This is a genomic window from Pseudoalteromonas sp. GABNS16E (assembly GCF_028598715.1).
Lineage (GTDB): Bacteria > Pseudomonadota > Gammaproteobacteria > Enterobacterales > Alteromonadaceae > Pseudoalteromonas > Pseudoalteromonas atlantica.
In genome coordinates, this window is record NZ_JAQREZ010000037.1 from 1 (window position 1) to 16,281 (window position 16,281).

The window sequence follows — 16,281 nt, forward strand, 5'->3', positions numbered from 1 at the left end:
AAGGCACCGCAGCTGCATCTCATTTATGGTTAATTTAATGGCTGGATTAATTGCCTACACTTTTCAGACTAAAAAGCCGAGTATAAAAGTGACTCGACTTTAATTCTTATGCAGATCTGAGGTTAATTAGGGTGTTGTCTGCTGGTATTTTACGTAGGGGAGATTCAAATATTACTGTGGCATTGCCTAGTGAGTCCGTCACTAAATCTTGGGTTAATACTTTTAGCTCGGTGTTTTGGCCTACACCTACTTGCATACGTTCGCCAGCAACTAATAAGGTTTGGTTAGCGGGGAGTCCATCAATAGTTAAAATATTACCGTCTTGGTTTTCACCATGCACATAACCAGTAAAGTCTTTATCAAGCTGCTCACGGCGGTAATCAATTAAGGTAAACGTGCCTACTTGGCCACGTAAGCTGGCAATAAAACCATCAAGCGCTAACGCATCGCGCTCAGGGACATTGGCAAGTTCAATTTCAAACTCCCAATAAGCACCTTCAAGGTCGTAAACCTCAGTGGCATTATTGGCTTTATTTAAGTGTATTTGGCTATTTGGCACTAACGTAAAGTTAGAGAGCTTAGGCCGTTTAGGAAGGGGGAGTGGTTGCATCGTTACCAAGTTTCATAATAAAACATTGGTAACGAGTATAAAATTTAGGGGATGGGCTTTCGGCTGGAAATCACTTTACAGTCAAGCGTTTGTAAAGTGTATTTATCATAGCTAACTGGTTATAAAACACAACTAAAAGTTATTCATACCAATCTTCAGGGCTTCCTGGTAATGCAAATGTCATATCCGTTCCAATTCGTTCTTTGGTCATATAATCAAACGTTTCTCTTTGATTCGCAATTCTTAAATCATTGGCGGCCAAGGCAGGGTTCTTTGATACTTCTTTAATCGCTTTGATGACCGTCTCTTGTGTAGGAAATTCCATTGAGGGTAGTTCACAGGTAACTTCACCAGAATCACCTTTATCGTTAACAACAATAACTTTGATTTCAACTTTTATAGGCGCTTCAATTTTCCAATCTGTCATAGTTTAAACCTTTTTAACTTAAATAATATAAATCGCTGCCTTAAGCAGCACCACGTACTGCTCGAATAATCGAACCATTTTCTTGAATGTTCGCTACTACAACCCCGACCACTTGGCGTGCTATGTCTTGGCCAACCGCTTGCGATGCTTGCTCATTAGCACCACCTTGCACGGTAATTTGGTTAGTTATATGTATATTTACACCAGAGCCGCCACCATCATTAGCTGCGCCGCCAGCATTGTAACGCCGCGCCATTTGGCTAATTTCTGTATTTTGTTTCGGGCTTAATACACGCTCACCACGTTGTAATACATAGGTAGATTCATTCGGCACATAATCTAAACCACCGTGCGCAATACCCGCCGGTTGCTGTGCTTTAATTTGTCTTACCTGCTGTAAACCACTCATTACAGCGGCGGCGGCAGCAACTCCACCCAAAACAGGCCCTACAATAGGAATAGGGGCCAATGAAGTAAAGGCAGCTGTAGCGCCCTGGTAGGTATTAATAACAGCTTGAGCTATTGCAAACGCTTTATAGGCTTTAAACGCGGTCTTACTTTGACCAGCCATGGTTTTAAGGGTAGCTGCGCCAATACCTACAACCGTTTTAGCTTTCTCCGCATTGGTTTGCGCTTCAAAACCGGCTAAAGCAACAAGTTGTGCTTTCATTGCAGGTGCATATTGATCAGCAAACGCCGCTGTTAGTCGTTGCCGATGACCTACATCCTCTTGCTCAAGCACACTGTTATAGCCTTGTACTTTAGCTATCTTTTCATCGTACTTTTCTCTTTCATTATCAAGTTGTATCGCACGTATTCTATCTTGATGAGCTTGTTCATCCGCCTCTTTTTGAGTGTGGAATCCGCGTAACAGTAGCAACTCTTTTTCACGTTCTATCTGCAAAACTTGATTGTCAGTATCGTACTTAAGTTCGCCAACCTCATCATTAGCGGCAACCCCTTTTGTTGCGCGCCTTGCTGCATCAACACGGGCTTTTTCTTTGGCTTGGTGTATTACTAAGTGTTGGTTATAAACCTCCAATGCTTCGCGTCCAGCCAAACCTTTAATTTGCGCTAATCGATCATCAAGCTGATTCTGCAATTGATTTTTGCGGTTTTGATAAGCTTCATTTTCTATACGTGTTTTGTCGGTTTCACGCTTATCAACAATCGCTTTTAGGTCTTCACCGTATTTAACATCAAGCTGTTTTAAAATGGCGTCGTACTTAACTTTATTAGCAGCATCGTTTTCACGGGCAGCAATTACCATTTGCTTACGCTTTTCGTAACTGTCTTTTAAGCGGGCCTCTTCGCCCATTAAGCTTACTTCTAAGCGTTTAATGTTATCGGGCAAAGCACTTGAGCTAACAGGCGCTGGCTTAGGCTTTTCTGTTTCTTTAATGGCAAGCACTTGTTGTAGCGCCACAATTTCGTTTTTTAAATCAGTAACGCGCTGTTGTGCCGCCTCAACATCCGAGAACTTACCCTTTAAGAATGGGTTGTTAAAACGCTCCCTTGCTTCATCGGCCATTTGAATCGCATTTTTAATGCGACCTTGCGCCATTAGTAGTAAACCTTGTGCCTGGCTACTGGTTAAATTGGCATACGGGTTTAGGTCTTTACTGGCTTCTTTTAGTTTATTAACTGAGTCTGTAGCGTCATCGCCCTGGCTTGCAAAGTAAGCAAGGCCAAGCCCAGCGGTAACGAGCAAACCAACGGGGCCACCCAACAAGCCCATTACAGCACTAAGGCCACGCGCTGCTAGCGTTGCACGCCCAGCGGCAGCAGTATAAATATTGGTAGCGGTAGTGGCAGCGGCTTGTGTTGCTGTATAGCGCGTATTAGCAGCAGCCAAGCGGGAAACAGCTGCAGTACGTAAGTTGGTGGTATTAGCCACAGCCAATGTATGCTGTGCATATGCTTTCATTTGTGCGGCGCGTTGTAGCTCTAAAACAGCATTGGCCTGGTTTTGTTTTGCTAGGGCTGCATCAGCAATTAACGCGCGGTTCTTAGCGGCCACATTAGCAACATAGCTTGCAGCACTTGCGCTTAGTCCCGCAACCAAATGACCCGTTAATACAGTAGCTAATGCACCGGTTGCAAATACTAAATTATCAACGGCGTCTTCATTTTGGCGTAAATACGCCATGGTATCGGTGATTGAATCAACAATACTGGTTACAGCGAAGTTTACTGGCTCTTCGTATTTGCGTATTAAGCGCTGGTACTCATTCCCCATTTCCGCAAAGCTGGCGTTTATTTTACCCTCGGTAGCCTCGGCCGCTCCCGCATAATCGTTAAGCGCTTTTATCAGATAGTTTTTAAACATCTGACTGGTTACTTGGCCATCGTTCACCATTTGCCTAAAACCACCGGCAGCTTTACCTGCTGCTTTATCAAGTTTTTGCAAAAGCCCTGGCATAGGCTCTGTTACTTGGTTTAACTCTTCAGCGCGTAAAACGCCGGCAGTCATCCCTTGCGTCATACCAAATAAGCTTTGTGCAAGCTGCACATTGCTCGCACCCGTTTTAGCGGCGGCGTTAGCCATGCCTTCTAGAATTGCTTTACCTTGGGTTTGAGTAACAACACCCACTTCTTGTAGCGTTAAAATTTTACTGTAAGAGTCGGCAAGGGTGGTGTAACCGGTGTTTAAACGATCAGAGGTGGCAAATAAATATTCTTGTACTTTGGCGTAGTTTTCAGCTGAGCCAGTTAGCCCTTTAAGGCGTGTATCTAGCAACTGGGCTGCGCCCGTATCGCGCACAAACATGGTCGCGGTGCCAATACCCACCAAGGTAGTGAGCGTTGCACCAATTTGCCCGTAGGCACTATTCATTAACCCCAATTGGCGGGTCATTGCGCCTTGCTGTTGCATAATACGGGCTTGGCTGGCACCTAATTGCTGATTTGCGGCAACTTGGCGTTGTACCGCTTGGGGAATGCGGTTTAGTTCGTTTACGTTTTGGCGCGCACCGGTGGTAACTGCTTTACCGTCATAACTTAAGCGTAACGCCAAATTCAAGTTGTTGCTCATCGGGTCGCCTTATTAGTCCAATTATGGTGCGCTCTAGGGTTTGCAGTTTTGCAAAATCATCGGGATTAAGGGTTATATTTGCATAGCGCCAGGCTATATCAGCCCTGGCATAATCAAGGGCAATTTCTACCCCTTGGTTATCCCGTTGCCATTGGCTGCTAGCGGTAGTCAGTGCCACTACAGCCGCATGGTTAGGGGGCAATACAAACAATGTCTCGTCTTTGTTTGGCGCTGTTTGTTTAGGTGCACCAAAATGGGCTTCGTCGTCATCAATGGTTTTACTGTCTGCTGCTAGGTCGCCCAAAAACCACCTAGCAACATCGGCTAGTTTTTTTCAGTGATACGGTACTGGGCGTTAATACACTCAACACTTAAACGGGCAGTAATGCCGCTGTATGCCAGCATTTCTTCAAGGGTGCTTTTATCAAAGGGTACGTCTTTACCATCGTCGATAAAGTCATCCCAACCCACTAACAATGAGCGCACAATCTCACCATCATTCGCACCTTGTTTTTCAGTGAGTGTTTTAAGCTCGCTTTCAGATACCAATTTAATTTTTGCGGTAAATTTAAAAATAACCCCACCAAACTCAAAATTAAGTGGGGCGCTGATCAATGCAGTTTTTAACTCGGTTAGTAATTTTAATTTCATTGTTTCTTCCCTTGTAAAAGGTAAATAAAAAAGAGGTAAAAAGGCGCTCCCCCTTATTCAAAAACTATCGTCAGTTCGTCATAACCAGCACCGCTGGGCACTAACTTACCGTCAAACTCATAACCGGTTAATTCTGAGTCCAGGCTTGTGTATTTAGGCCACGGCATTTGATAGCGGCCAATAATGGTGACTTTTTTACCTGCAGCAGTGCCGTGGGTAAATTCAAAGTTTTGCACTTTGCCAACATCGTCAAACGGGTTGAAGGTGGCCAGTTCTTCGGCGGTTAGCGTAAAATTGGCGCTGCTTTCGTGACCGGTTATCATTATTTCTTCATGGTTAATGGCACGGTCAAATACCACGTTATTACCTAAGTCGACTGTGAGTTTGTGCAGGGTGCGTTTAACATCGTTAAGCTTAAAATCACTGCTGTTACTTACGCCGAGCACTTCGGGGCGCACCCAACGGTCCCAATCAACCGCAGGGGCGGCAGTACTTGCAACCGGCGCACTAAATAACCCTTTAAATTGCCAGTTAAGCATGGGTTTGCCTTTTTCAAGCGCAAAACTCACATTGCCTTTCATTTCGCTAATGTTGTGGGTATTTTTACCAAAACGTACTAAGCATGTAACTGCAACAGCTGCCCCTTTTGTAAACGTAACGCTGCTTGCATCAGCCACTTGCACCATGCCACAGGCTAATAACAGCGGAGCAAATGCAGGTTCGTTACCCACAGTGCCACTCATAGCCAATGGCGTTTTAAAATTAAGGCTTATATGCTCACCGTAAAATGTCTCAAGGCTGGCACCGCTATAACTGGTTTCTAGCTCGTCTTTTTCGCTTTCGCTTTCAAGGGTCAATTCAACTTCACTGGCATAAATAGCATGTAGGCCCGTTAAAGTTGTGCCCAAGGCATCCGCTAAAATGAGTTTGTCTTTAAATCGCCAACTCATGATTTAATCTCCACTTTAATCAGCTCACCACTTTTTAAGTTAAAAGCGCCGGCTAGCTCGTCTCTGTTACCTTTAGCACTTGCAAGCGCCTGGTTAACGTTTTCGGCAATCGTCATCGCGCGGGACTTTTTCGGGCCTGTATTTACAACAGCCTTTTGTTCAGCGTGTTTCGTTGATTGCTGTTCGGTTTGTTTGCTCATGGCATCACCTTCACAGTTACGGTATGTAGGCCAGTTACACTAAACTGGCACTGGTAAATTAGGTTATTGGTTTTTTTGTTAAGCTCAATGGTACGACCCTTATCAAGCTTTATTGGGTCCCACCCAGGGTATTGGCATCCAGCAATAGTGGCTTTTACATCACTACGCAATTGCTTAACTTGTGCATCACTATGGGCATTACCTGCAGCGCAGGGGATCACAATCATCACCGCAAACACATCTTTAACCTGATACTCATCCATACCATGTACTTCATTGGTATTGGTGTTGTCATCGGCCAATGGCAATACAAACAACTGTGCACTGTGTACGGCATGCTCGCGAACATGGTTAAAGTCGCTAGCAAACCCAACCGTTGCATTAACGATTGTTTGGCTTAGCAGGGTTTCTATGTTGTTTAAATCAAAGTTAAATGCCATTTAAATGCTCTTTAAATTAACCAATCAGTAATAATGTCGTTAATCTCATTTTCTTGCACAGCCGCAATGCCCAGTATTGGCCGTGCGGGTAACGTCACGCTTTTATTGCGGCCAGTTTCACCACCATAATGGTGTATAGCTGCGTACTTTTCGCCTAAGCCATGCTCAAGCGTATTTCCGTTTACATTGTGCGTAACAGAGCCTGCAAGGTTGCGCTCATCAGTCAGCGTTAAACCGCCACGGTCTTTTGCTGCTTGCGACTGCTCCCATTTACGGCCTTCGGGTGTTACTTCCCGTAAAAATCGGGTGGTGACGTCCATGTCTAAAAATGCACCAATGTCGTCCAATACATCAGCTGGATTACCGCTTACATTTGCAATTTGGGTTAAGCGGGGCAGTGCATTACCCGTTATGTGTATAAATACACCCGCCAATCTAGTAACCTGGCCAATTAAACTGAGAGCCTGCAGATTTGGTTCGCATCCCAGTTCTTACGCCTGCAGGCGCATCTTCCTTAATTTGGATCACACCTTTACTAACCTTATCAAGCATCGCCATCGCGTTACTTTTAAGGGCTTTAAGGTTTTCATCAGCAATGTTAGGGGCTAACTCACAATGCATTAAATCGTTAGCAATGCCGGGTAAAACAGAGTTATTAATATCATCTTGGTTTAACGCAAACCGTGAAACATAGCCCGCTATAACTGCATTTACATTTTTTTGTGCTTGCGCATACCAGGCATTAATTTGCTCTTGCAACTCACTGTACGTCTCACTTAAAAGCGCGGCTTCAACATCATCACGCGTCACGCGACTGCCTGGCTCGTTAAATTTGTTCGACGCAAATTGCAACAGCGTATTAATGCCAACTTTGTCTATAACTGCTTGTTCTGTAGTAAACATGCACACCTCAGTTAGTAAAAAAAAGGCCCGAGCAAGTCGGTACTGGGGCCTTTACACAGGGAACAACAATGATTAATTACGCTGGCGTAAGCACGTTGGTTAGCAAAATACCGCAGTCTTTCGCAATAATTTGTTCTTGTACGGCTTCGCCTACCATGATTTCAACACCGCCATTCAAACCAGCAGAAACCTCACGGTTCCCCGACGTACGCGAGCCATAGCGCGCGGTGAGCGCAAAGGTCATGCGGTTGTTATTAAATGAGGCGAGCGGATCGTGGTAAGTAAACGACAAGGTATCTTGCCAAACCTTTTGCAAATTAACTGCTTGGCCTTTTTTAGCAGTATTAAGACGCGCTTGGCCAACGGTTACATGCTCAAGCTCTAACACTTCTTTAATGTAGCTCCATGGCACTAAGCCCTGGTCGCCGCTGGTACCATTAAACGCTTTTAGTAGTTTAGGGTGAGTGCGCAACTTAGTTGCCACCGATTGCGATAATGTCATCGCATTAGGGCGCATTAACGGCGCATCTAGCATGTCTAGAAAGAACGGTAAAATATCAAGCGAGTCGTCATCTAAACGCTTGTGGCCTGCTGCAGCTAATGATTGAGTACTCCCAAAGTTAGCCGCTTTGTTATACATAGTTGCAACGCGTATTTCACGGTTAAGCAATACTAAGTCAGTTAAGCTTTCCGCAGCATGGGTGCGCGGGTTGTAGTTTGCCGGCGCATTAGTTACATCATCATTCGGTACTACATCAGATAGACCATGATCAACCACTGAGCCTGTTCTCTCTTCAACACTAAACTCAACTTGATTGGGAGTTGATTTACGACCTATTTTATCGTCTACAACCGTAAACTTTTCACCTTTTTTAAATTCGGTCCACTTGTAGTTACGTAAACCAACAGGTGAATAAGGTGCAAGTGTATCCGCAACCAATGCTCTATTACGATAAGCAATGGCTATGGCCGTTTGCTCAACGTCGGGGGTAAATGGCATACCATTACTCATGGCAAATCCTCACTTTATAAATTTAAGTTAACCCAAGCGCATTAAGCGCTAGGAATTGTTGCTACTACATGTGGGTTTAAAAATACGTCGCCAATCACACCGGCTTCGCCATCTTCCATAACCCAACCTGCAACGTATACTTGTGTTTCACCCACAAAGTTAGCTGGGTCAAACTCAACCGCTTTACCTTCGCTATCAGCCACAATTGGCGTACCTGCAATTAATGCTTCACCAAACTCAATCGGGGCGCTTTGCGTCATTACCACGTCAACACGTAAATGTTCATCAGTGCCTTGCTCAGTAACGCCTGCATACATTGCGCTGGCATCAATCGCCAACCCAACATGAAAGTCTGCTGCTGCCGACACAACCACTAAACGGTTAGCCGGTATAACGTCTTCAGCGCTAAAGTTTCTAATTAATCCTGGTTGTGCCATGGTTCTATGCCTTTTTAACGTGGTCTAACGCGGCAGTAATACTAATTTCAATGCCTTTGCTAGATTGTGATTGTTGAAATTCAAGCGCTTTCGCTGCCAATGTTTCTGCACTGTCGTCAGTGACTTCGCCGTCTTTGTCGTCTTTATTAAACTCGTGAGTTAAACCCGTTTGTTCAGGCAGACCCTTTAAAAAACCCTGAAACCATTCTGCTGGTTTTAGCGCCTGGCTATTACCGTCAGCGGCAGCAAACTCAAAGGTGGTGTCGCCGTCATCCAGCTTGGCCATAAACTCAGCCACACCTTCAGTATTGGTTAAACGCGGAGCTTTACCGCTATTTACTTCGGTGTTAATAAAGGTGTTAGCCGCTGCAACACGCTGCGCGTATTCAAGCTTCGCGTTTTTAGCGTTAGCTGCATCAATCTGGTCTTGCAGCGCCTTTCTTTCTTTTTCATCCATTGCATTGTCCTCTTGGGTGGGTGGGGTGGCGTCATCTTCGCCTTTACTAAATTCAGCACCTTCACCCTCAATCCCTTTAGCACGTTCGTGCTCAGCAATAATGGTTTCTTCTTTTAACCATTCGCCTTCGTAATGCGGCACAACTTTATCTGCAGCTTCACTACCAAAACGGTCAGTTAAAAAGCTGCGTAAGTTGCTCATAAGGCGGGTAAGGGCGTTTGATGTGTGCAGCGATATGTTGTCAATATCACCGGCAGCAAATTCTAGGGTAAGGGTATCGGCGTCATCAGCTTGGTTAAACTGCCAGGCTAAGCCTTCAACAGCAGGGGCTTTACCGCCCAAATAGCCAATGTGCGCAAGTTGGTAGCCATTAGCCACTTTTTCAAGTTTTACTGAGCGGTTAGGGTAGCGCTTGCTTTCAACCGCTTGGGCAAACTCTGCACATACGTCCTCAGCTTTAGCAAATAACGAACCACCAACCGCTTTTAATTCACTGGCCCAACCCCACGCAGGGTCGTCCATTTTAGGGTGGCCAATTACCAACGGTGCGGTTTTAGGTTTAAAGTTTCTTACAACGCTGTTTAAATCAGCTTCACTAAATGTATGAGTAACGCCTTTAGAGTCAGTTTGGGTGCCTGCTCTAAAAACTTCAAACCAATTAAATTTGGTATTTGGGGTTGTTATGTTTTCCATGTTCCAAGTGCCAATAAACTTACTAAGTGGCACCCAGTGTATGGGGGGAGTGACTATTGAACCGCTGGAAAAGACTTTACAGCGTTAGGGGAGGGGTTACGGATATAGGCTAAATTGTGTTGTTAGAGTTATCAAGTTGTTTTTATTCTTCGCTAGATAATTTGAGTTTCATATTTAAATCTCTAAATATTTCCGTCATTGAATTTAAACTATCTAAACTAATTAAATTGCCTTTAAATGAGTAAATATCTCTAAGGATAAATGACATACTCTCATGCCATTCTAAAATACTTAGAGTCAACATTCGGTCTTCTTCTAATTGGTTTTCTTTAAAATAAATCATGTTTTTCTTTTCAAATTCAATCACTAAGTCGAAAAGCTCAACAATTTGTTCTTGAACTTCGATTTCATCACCAGAATTAATTAACTTATCAGTAAGCTCAACAAAATTATCAATGATATTAGTGCTTGGTTTAGGTGAAAACTCCATGATTGTAGAACTAGGATAAAGTAGTAAATATAACTCACGGCTTCGGATGCTAACGTGATGCTGTTTTTCTAAGTAATTACAATAAAACTCAAAATATTCATGATGCTCAAAATAATTTTTGAGGTGGGTTTGTTGAACGGTTTGCTTTGATGCATGAAAACGGGCAACCATAACACTCAGTAATATCGATATTGGTAAAAGACCGATAGGAAACTTGTAATACTTAATAAATGAATCTAAGTGAGCAGCCGTAAAACCAAAATCGAACCTTTCATGTATAACTAGCTCTCTAGTTAAATTTAGACTAAGTAGTAATGCAATAATTGCTGGGGTTAATAGCGCAAACCAAAATGAATAGTTCTTATGTAACGCTCTACTTTCATCAATTTTGATACAACGAGTAAAAAATTTTAAAATCTTATCGTTCATTATCAATTCCCTTGAACATAATTTGCAGAGTACTATATTAGAGAAATCCAAATTAACCAAGGACTGGATATGCTAGCAAAAAAAATAATCTTCTTAGTTATAGTGGGTTTAACTGCCTTCTACTTAAGTATGTTTATTCAAAATAGCCCCATTCAAAATGTCGAATATGGTAAACCCGACGAAATATCACCTACTATGTACGATACGCTTACAAAGCTAATCGCCATCCAGCAAAACTCCGTACTTACTACTTACATAAACAATCACTACACAGATGATGGTTACATCTCTACTGAAGAGTATGTATTAATAGCCCAACAGCAACTTGCCATGAATAAGCCGTTGCAATCTGAACTTAAAATAAATTACTCGTTAAAAAAGGCTAAATCAGATTTTGAAAAAGTTTTACCGTTAAATCAGAGTTAAACCATGTTTAAACCCTGTTTAAATTCAATTGAGCGTGTTTAAATAGCTTTCAGCAAAGCCAGTGTAGCCATAAAGTAAAGTAAGGCGCTTAAAACAGCTTACAGGCGTTTATGGGTTTTTGTAGTACTTTGCACTCTCTATTTGCTGTTTAACCACTTCACTTTTTGCGAGCGAGTCTAAATCAGCTACAAAGCGCTTACCATCCACGGTTACTTTAATTTCATCTGTACACGCTTGGTATGTAAAAAATGTTTTAAGCCATTTAATCATTATTAACTCCTCAAACTAAAAAAGCCCCTAAATAGGGGCTTTATCATATATTCATGTTTAGACGTTCGCACAAGTAGTACATACCAAATAGCAACAACACGAGTAACTGCCAAAAAAGCAGTAAAAAACCAATCACAAATAACCACTGTCCATACACAGCAATAGTTGCAGGCAAAGTGACTATCATTGCCACCTTTACAAAGATCACTAAAAAAATACTTAGCACCGTTAAATAAGCAAATAGCCTTAATAAAAAATCACGGCGCGTAAGCTGACTATTTTCAATTTTAGTATTGCCAACTTTAATGGTAATAGTAGGGCCTTCAATCATTTCTTGGTCTATAACCGGGCGGTTAAAGGTTGCAATTGCTGCGAGCGCCGCAATTAAAAAACCAGGCAGGCCAGTTATAAATCCAGCAAGTTGATCTATTAATCCATCTTTAGCCGCTATAGTGGCTACATCAAAACATACAAACAGTAACACAGCGCTTAGTAGTGCAAGCACGAAAGGTATACGCCAGTTATAAATTTTCCCAGCGGGGTGGTGCAATAATAAATAAGATATTGGCCTAGTTAGCTGGTAAACAATATTTGATGTCATATGTGCTCGAGCATTTTCTTAATAATAGGTTTATATATTAGATCAACAGACGTAGTTAAAGGTTCCGAAAAATCACTAATTTTTACTTTTTTAACATACTTCTCAGAGTTAACTAACATACCTGTATCAACGTCTATATTAGCCGTATGTGAGGCGTCCGTCTCATCTTTGAACGAAACTTTAAGCTCCTGCATGCCTAAATCTTTTGCAACGTCCAGTCTAAATTTAGCAAGCCAATTATGATTACCACCCGCTTTTAAAAGCTTTGCTTTATCAATTTTTACTGGTATTTGTACTTCTCTAAGCTGGCTGTGCTTTTGCACATCATAACCTTCAACTTTACTCATTTCTCCGGTAATAAGCTTTACATCGTTAAACTCACCATTATCTACATCATTTTTAAACTGGTCTGACGCATGCCCATTAAAGTGGCATTTAAAGTAAGTTCTTATCGTTTTAGGCTTACCTTTTGCGTCCAAAATATTTTGCGGGTGATTAATATTAAAATCTTTATCAAACTCACGTGCAACACGCTTAAACACTTCATTTAAATAGCGAGCAATAAGTTTAACGGGCAAATTGGGGGTTTGTTCATACAAGGCTAAATAAACAGTATTTTTCTTTTTAGATCCTTTAAAAATAACATGGCTCGAAAACTCAGTACCAACATCATCGGTTTTGCTGTTTACCTTTCGCGTATCATCTGCACCGCCGATTTTACGGTGTACTTCATCTGCTAATGAGGTATCAACAACATTAATTAACAACTGCCAAGTAGCACTGGATTTATCATATTTAACATCTGCAAGGTACAGCTCTTTAGGTTCTTTGGTTCCTAACTCAACATTAACTTTATTCTTTTCACGTAAGGCAACAACCTTTTTCATTACCTCATCTAAGGTGAATTGATTCACAAGGCCAGTGATATGTGGTGTGTAAGTTTTAGTGTATAAGTTAAGATCTAAAAATAAGATATTGCGTTCATTTCTTTTTGCCATAGTTCCCTCTAGTTATTATTTAAGTGTTTTCATCTACCTACAGGCAGCGGGCATTTTGTTTATTTGTTTAAAATCAAGATTAACTATGCCATTAGCTGTAAAGCCAGCATCTGTAACACTCGTAATTTTGTATTCATACACGTCATAGGCGGTATCGCCGTTAATCACCATGTCACGTAGCTTTGCATTGGTAGCCATTGATGTGCGTTCTTCACAGGCAACGCCTGTACCATCACTATCTATATTCCAAGCCACAGAGCCGCCAAAAAAGCTCGCTTTATAAATACCCGTTAATTCAGTTGGGGCAGGGGTGGCAGTATCAGCAGCGTTACTAACACAACCACAAGCCAGTAATACGGTAAGAGCGCAAGCGCTTAATTTTAATGTTTTCATTTTTAGAATCCCTTTAATTTACAGTTTTATTATCAATCCACTTTACGTGCTCGTTGTAACACGCGTTCTACACGGCCAAGTACGCTAAAGCGCCCAGCGTTAATATCATCCGCATCAACAAAAAAGCCAGAGTATGCGTTGTTGTCACTCGTAATGTTATAGCCTTTACTTTTAAAGTCGTACTGAATACGCTTTACAAAAATCTCATCATCAAACCGCAGAACGCATACACCTTCACGGGCATCTGTAGGGTCATCAATTAGCGATACCAGCGTTAAATCACCGTCATACAAGGTATGTTCCATACTGTCGCCGCGCACAGGCACTACCGTAAGCGTTTTATTATGTAAGTTATTTTGTTGCAGCCAACGGGTAGAAAGCTCAAACCGTGCAATAGGGTGCTCGGCAATAACCAACGCACCGCCACCCGCACTGGCAGCTAAATCGTATTGCGGCACCGCCGTTAAATCAGCATGGCTGGTTTGCAGCGCTGTGCTTTGTGTTGGTGCTGCGGCAACTGGTAATGAATCACTTTTACAACCAGTAACCACATAATTGATATCAAATCCTAGCTTTGCAAGTTCAGATAATTTATCGGATGGAATAGGTTTACCAGCCTCCCATCGGATATATGTTCCTTTAGAAACCTCAATAGCTTCAAATACGTCTTTCTGATTTAAACCTAAAGATTCTCTTTCTTCTCTTAGTGGGTTCAATTATTTAAACCTATTTTAAATCAACAACCTAACATTTAAGTTGAAAATATTGATCCTAAGCATGTTGACAGGATTAATATATTAAACCTATACTCACCACACATTAACAAAAACATACACTTTATATCTCGCCAAAGAACCAAAAAGCGTATGTAAACCAAAAGGTACTTTACAATGAAACCCGAGCAAATAAAACAAGCACTTGAAGAAAAAGGCTATTCACTGTCAATCGTGGCAGCGGCACTTGGCCTAAACCTATCCCATGTAAGCAGTGTTGTTTACCAGCACACCACCTCGTACAAAGTGGCTGCCGCCATTGCCAAAATTATTGGCAAACCGGTAGACGTTATTTTTCCTGATGTACCTGCCTATACCAAAAATAAAGACACTCGCAGCCAAAAAGTACAAGCGCTGCGCGAGCTTTTATCGGCTGAGTAACAGCATCGGTAATAACGCATTTTAAATCAATGTAATTTTGTAAGAGATTTTTACCCATGGAACATTTAACAATGGCACAGCAAAAACAACTCACTAAAAGCATTCTCGATGCCGATATAGCGCCAGACTGCGATATATATCACCTGTTTATTCATAGTGTATGTTCAGCCATGAAGCGTTCAGGCTTTAGTCGTCCAGTAATAGCTGACCGTATGAACGATGCATTGCGATCGCAAAATAACGAGGTTGACCAAGCCAAACTAAATAAATGGCTAGCCCCCAGCCAAGCTCACTATATGCCCATGCATTTTTTACCTGCACTGTGTTACGCCGTGCGCTCAACCGAGCCTGCCAATATATTGCTTAAACCCATTTTGTTTAAAGCGGTTGACCAGCGCTCACAGCTATTGCAACAACATGCCGAGCTGCAAATGGAAATAGAAGAGCGCACCGCAATGCAGCGCTATATAGCTGAGTCGCTACTGACAAACGACGATAATCAAGAATGACGTCACCATTACACCACCCGCTATAAAACCCAACTAAGGCTAAAAATAATGACTATCAAAGACCAAGAACCGTCTGAAATTCAGGAAACTGACCATAAAGACGACACAAATATTGATATTAACAATGCAAATTTTAAGGCACTAGCTAAGTCATTGGGTGTTGATTTAACTATGAGCATTGATGAGCTATGGCAAGAGGTAGCAAAACTTGAGCAACAAGCTGAGCAAAACCAATTACACCTTGCAGTAGCGCAGCGCCACGCTATAAAACTAGGAGGTGGCCATGAGCACTAATTTAGTCGATGTAGTAGGTAAAGAAAACGCCAACGAAATAGAACATCAGCTACAAAAACTTAAAACCCCACTCAACATAGTGATGCCACAAAGCGTAGCCGAATGCATGGACCGCGTGGTTTTTTTAGCAAACCGTCAATTTACCGATGCCGCTGAGGCAGGCTTTATTTTGCTTAATGTAAAGCAGCAGGTAGAGCATGGAGAGTTTAAACAACTCCTTGAAAATGCGAGCATTCATTACAGAACTGCTGCACGTTCAATGGCTATAGCAAAAATGCTATCTAGCTTACCAAAGGCTAAAAGTGACAAATTGTCACTTTTGAATATGAGCCAACACCAACTTAGCGAGCTGACCAAAGTACCGCTTGAGTCTATTGCCCAGTTAGATGATGACGACCTTGATGTACTGGCCGAAACCAGCGGCAAAGAAATTCGCGCTCAAGTACAAAAGCTAACTGAGCGAACGCAAGAGCTTGAAGAAAGCACAGCCACGCTAATTAATGCCCTTGAAACTGAGCGATTAACCAAAGCTCCTAAACAAATGTATGAGCTACCTATGCTAGTTGCACAGGTGCGCCAAAAATCGTTTGCACACAATGCCGTTGTTAACGAGTCGCTTGAAGAGTTTATAGCCATGGTTGAGCAACTTTGTAACGCCCGCGACCTTGATTTAAACCACCGCATAGGTGCGGCACAAACCACGTGGCATTTATGGTTAGGCATACAACAGCGTATTACCCACATGCTCAACCGCTTAAGCGGTGAGTTTGGCCCAGAGCATTTAGCCGGCGCTGAGTGCATACCACAATTTGCACAGGACGAATGGCAAGACGCCCAAGCCAACCGTGAATACATGCTCGCCATGTTTAACGACCGTATTAATACCCAAAAGTAGGAAAGAGC

At 42.4% G+C, this 16,281-nt stretch carries 24 protein-coding genes and 1 pseudogene; 6 read left to right on the plus strand and 19 right to left on the minus strand.

The annotated features are described in order from the left end of the window. Positions 1–103, plus strand: a pseudogene (locus PSI06_RS21705) (IS982 family transposase); the annotation flags it as partial. A 3-nt stretch (positions 104–106) separates the two neighbouring features. On the opposite strand, the gene PSI06_RS14395 reads toward PSI06_RS21705, so the two are convergent. The 14 genes from PSI06_RS14395 to PSI06_RS14460 form a co-directional block, all read right to left on the minus strand. Further along, positions 107–610, minus strand: a complete 504-nt coding sequence (locus PSI06_RS14395) for a hypothetical protein (RefSeq protein ID WP_273604117.1) — start codon at positions 608–610, stop codon at positions 107–109. 139 nt (positions 611–749) lie between these two features. Beyond that, the gene (locus tag PSI06_RS14400) at positions 750–1,037 is read right to left on the minus strand and encodes a hypothetical protein (RefSeq protein ID WP_273604116.1); all 288 of its coding nucleotides are present in this window, start codon (positions 1,035–1,037) and stop codon (positions 750–752) included. Between the two features lie 40 nt (positions 1,038–1,077). Beyond that, positions 1,078–4,071, minus strand: a complete 2,994-nt coding sequence (locus PSI06_RS14405) for a tape measure protein (RefSeq protein WP_273604115.1) — start codon at positions 4,069–4,071, stop codon at positions 1,078–1,080. Further along, positions 4,031–4,375: a hypothetical protein gene (locus PSI06_RS14410; protein ID WP_273604114.1), complete on the minus strand. Its 345-nt coding sequence runs from the start codon at positions 4,373–4,375 to the stop codon at positions 4,031–4,033. The genes PSI06_RS14405 and PSI06_RS14410 overlap by 41 nt, the downstream gene beginning before the upstream one ends. Positions 4,376–4,395: 20 nt before the next feature. Continuing rightward, positions 4,396–4,722, minus strand: a complete 327-nt coding sequence (locus tag PSI06_RS14415) for a hypothetical protein (protein ID WP_029772347.1) — start codon at positions 4,720–4,722, stop codon at positions 4,396–4,398. 53 nt (positions 4,723–4,775) lie between these two features. Beyond that, on the minus strand, positions 4,776–5,672 hold the full coding sequence (locus tag PSI06_RS14420; protein ID WP_004586570.1) for a hypothetical protein: 897 nt from the start codon (positions 5,670–5,672) through the stop codon (positions 4,776–4,778). After that, complete coding sequence (locus PSI06_RS14425) at positions 5,669–5,872, minus strand: hypothetical protein (RefSeq protein ID WP_004586569.1); 204 nt, start codon at positions 5,870–5,872, stop codon at positions 5,669–5,671. The genes PSI06_RS14420 and PSI06_RS14425 overlap by 4 nt, the downstream gene beginning before the upstream one ends. Beyond that, positions 5,869–6,312 carry a phage tail terminator protein gene (locus tag PSI06_RS14430; RefSeq protein WP_273604113.1) on the minus strand — a complete coding sequence of 148 codons (444 nt, stop codon included), beginning with the start codon at positions 6,310–6,312 and terminating at the stop codon, positions 5,869–5,871. The genes PSI06_RS14425 and PSI06_RS14430 overlap by 4 nt, the downstream gene beginning before the upstream one ends. A gap of 11 nt (positions 6,313–6,323) precedes the next feature. Continuing rightward, positions 6,324–6,746: a phage virion morphogenesis protein gene (locus PSI06_RS14435; protein WP_273604112.1), complete on the minus strand. Its 423-nt coding sequence runs from the start codon at positions 6,744–6,746 to the stop codon at positions 6,324–6,326. Position 6,747: 1 nt separating this feature from the next. Next, entirely contained in the window at positions 6,748–7,215 is a 468-nt protein-coding gene (locus tag PSI06_RS14440) for a hypothetical protein (protein ID WP_273604111.1), read from the minus strand. Between the two features lie 76 nt (positions 7,216–7,291). Then, positions 7,292–8,227, minus strand: a complete 936-nt coding sequence (locus tag PSI06_RS14445) for a hypothetical protein (RefSeq protein WP_004586565.1) — start codon at positions 8,225–8,227, stop codon at positions 7,292–7,294. Between the two features lie 41 nt (positions 8,228–8,268). Further along, positions 8,269–8,664: a hypothetical protein gene (locus PSI06_RS14450; protein WP_273604110.1), complete on the minus strand. Its 396-nt coding sequence runs from the start codon at positions 8,662–8,664 to the stop codon at positions 8,269–8,271. Between the two features lie 4 nt (positions 8,665–8,668). Then, positions 8,669–9,814, minus strand: a complete 1,146-nt coding sequence (locus PSI06_RS14455; protein WP_273604109.1) for a hypothetical protein — start codon at positions 9,812–9,814, stop codon at positions 8,669–8,671. Between the two features lie 142 nt (positions 9,815–9,956). Further along, positions 9,957–10,733 carry a hypothetical protein gene (locus PSI06_RS14460; protein WP_273604108.1) on the minus strand — a complete coding sequence of 259 codons (777 nt, stop codon included), beginning with the start codon at positions 10,731–10,733 and terminating at the stop codon, positions 9,957–9,959. A 69-nt stretch (positions 10,734–10,802) separates the two neighbouring features. Between PSI06_RS14460 and PSI06_RS14465 the strand changes: the two genes are divergently transcribed. Beyond that, positions 10,803–11,159 carry a hypothetical protein gene (locus tag PSI06_RS14465; protein WP_273604107.1) on the plus strand — a complete coding sequence of 119 codons (357 nt, stop codon included), beginning with the start codon at positions 10,803–10,805 and terminating at the stop codon, positions 11,157–11,159. Between the two features lie 108 nt (positions 11,160–11,267). Here the strand turns inward: PSI06_RS14465 and PSI06_RS14470 are convergent, their stop codons facing one another. The 5 genes from PSI06_RS14470 to PSI06_RS14490 form a co-directional block, all read right to left on the minus strand. Next, positions 11,268–11,429, minus strand: a complete 162-nt coding sequence (locus PSI06_RS14470) for a hypothetical protein (RefSeq protein ID WP_273604106.1) — start codon at positions 11,427–11,429, stop codon at positions 11,268–11,270. Between the two features lie 43 nt (positions 11,430–11,472). After that, entirely contained in the window at positions 11,473–11,934 is a 462-nt protein-coding gene (locus PSI06_RS14475) for a hypothetical protein (protein ID WP_273605033.1), read from the minus strand. A gap of 92 nt (positions 11,935–12,026) precedes the next feature. Further along, on the minus strand, positions 12,027–13,028 hold the full coding sequence (locus tag PSI06_RS14480; RefSeq protein ID WP_273604104.1) for a hypothetical protein: 1,002 nt from the start codon (positions 13,026–13,028) through the stop codon (positions 12,027–12,029). A gap of 33 nt (positions 13,029–13,061) precedes the next feature. Continuing rightward, the gene (locus tag PSI06_RS14485) at positions 13,062–13,421 is read right to left on the minus strand and encodes a hypothetical protein (RefSeq protein WP_273604103.1); all 360 of its coding nucleotides are present in this window, start codon (positions 13,419–13,421) and stop codon (positions 13,062–13,064) included. Between the two features lie 32 nt (positions 13,422–13,453). After that, on the minus strand, positions 13,454–14,137 hold the full coding sequence (locus PSI06_RS14490; RefSeq protein ID WP_273604102.1) for a S24 family peptidase: 684 nt from the start codon (positions 14,135–14,137) through the stop codon (positions 13,454–13,456). Positions 14,138–14,311: 174 nt separating this feature from the next. Between PSI06_RS14490 and PSI06_RS14495 the strand changes: the two genes are divergently transcribed. From PSI06_RS14495 to PSI06_RS14510, 4 genes are read left to right on the plus strand one after another with little or no spacing between them, the layout of a single operon-like run. Next, complete coding sequence (locus PSI06_RS14495) at positions 14,312–14,575, plus strand: helix-turn-helix domain-containing protein (protein ID WP_273604101.1); 264 nt, start codon at positions 14,312–14,314, stop codon at positions 14,573–14,575. A gap of 56 nt (positions 14,576–14,631) precedes the next feature. Further along, the gene (locus PSI06_RS14500) at positions 14,632–15,084 is read left to right on the plus strand and encodes a hypothetical protein (protein WP_273604100.1); all 453 of its coding nucleotides are present in this window, start codon (positions 14,632–14,634) and stop codon (positions 15,082–15,084) included. A 48-nt stretch (positions 15,085–15,132) separates the two neighbouring features. Next, positions 15,133–15,378: a hypothetical protein gene (locus tag PSI06_RS14505; RefSeq protein ID WP_055012184.1), complete on the plus strand. Its 246-nt coding sequence runs from the start codon at positions 15,133–15,135 to the stop codon at positions 15,376–15,378. Next, complete coding sequence (locus PSI06_RS14510) at positions 15,368–16,273, plus strand: hypothetical protein (RefSeq protein WP_273604099.1); 906 nt, start codon at positions 15,368–15,370, stop codon at positions 16,271–16,273. Before PSI06_RS14505 ends, PSI06_RS14510 begins: the two co-directional genes overlap by 11 nt. Positions 16,274–16,281 lie beyond the last annotated feature (8 nt).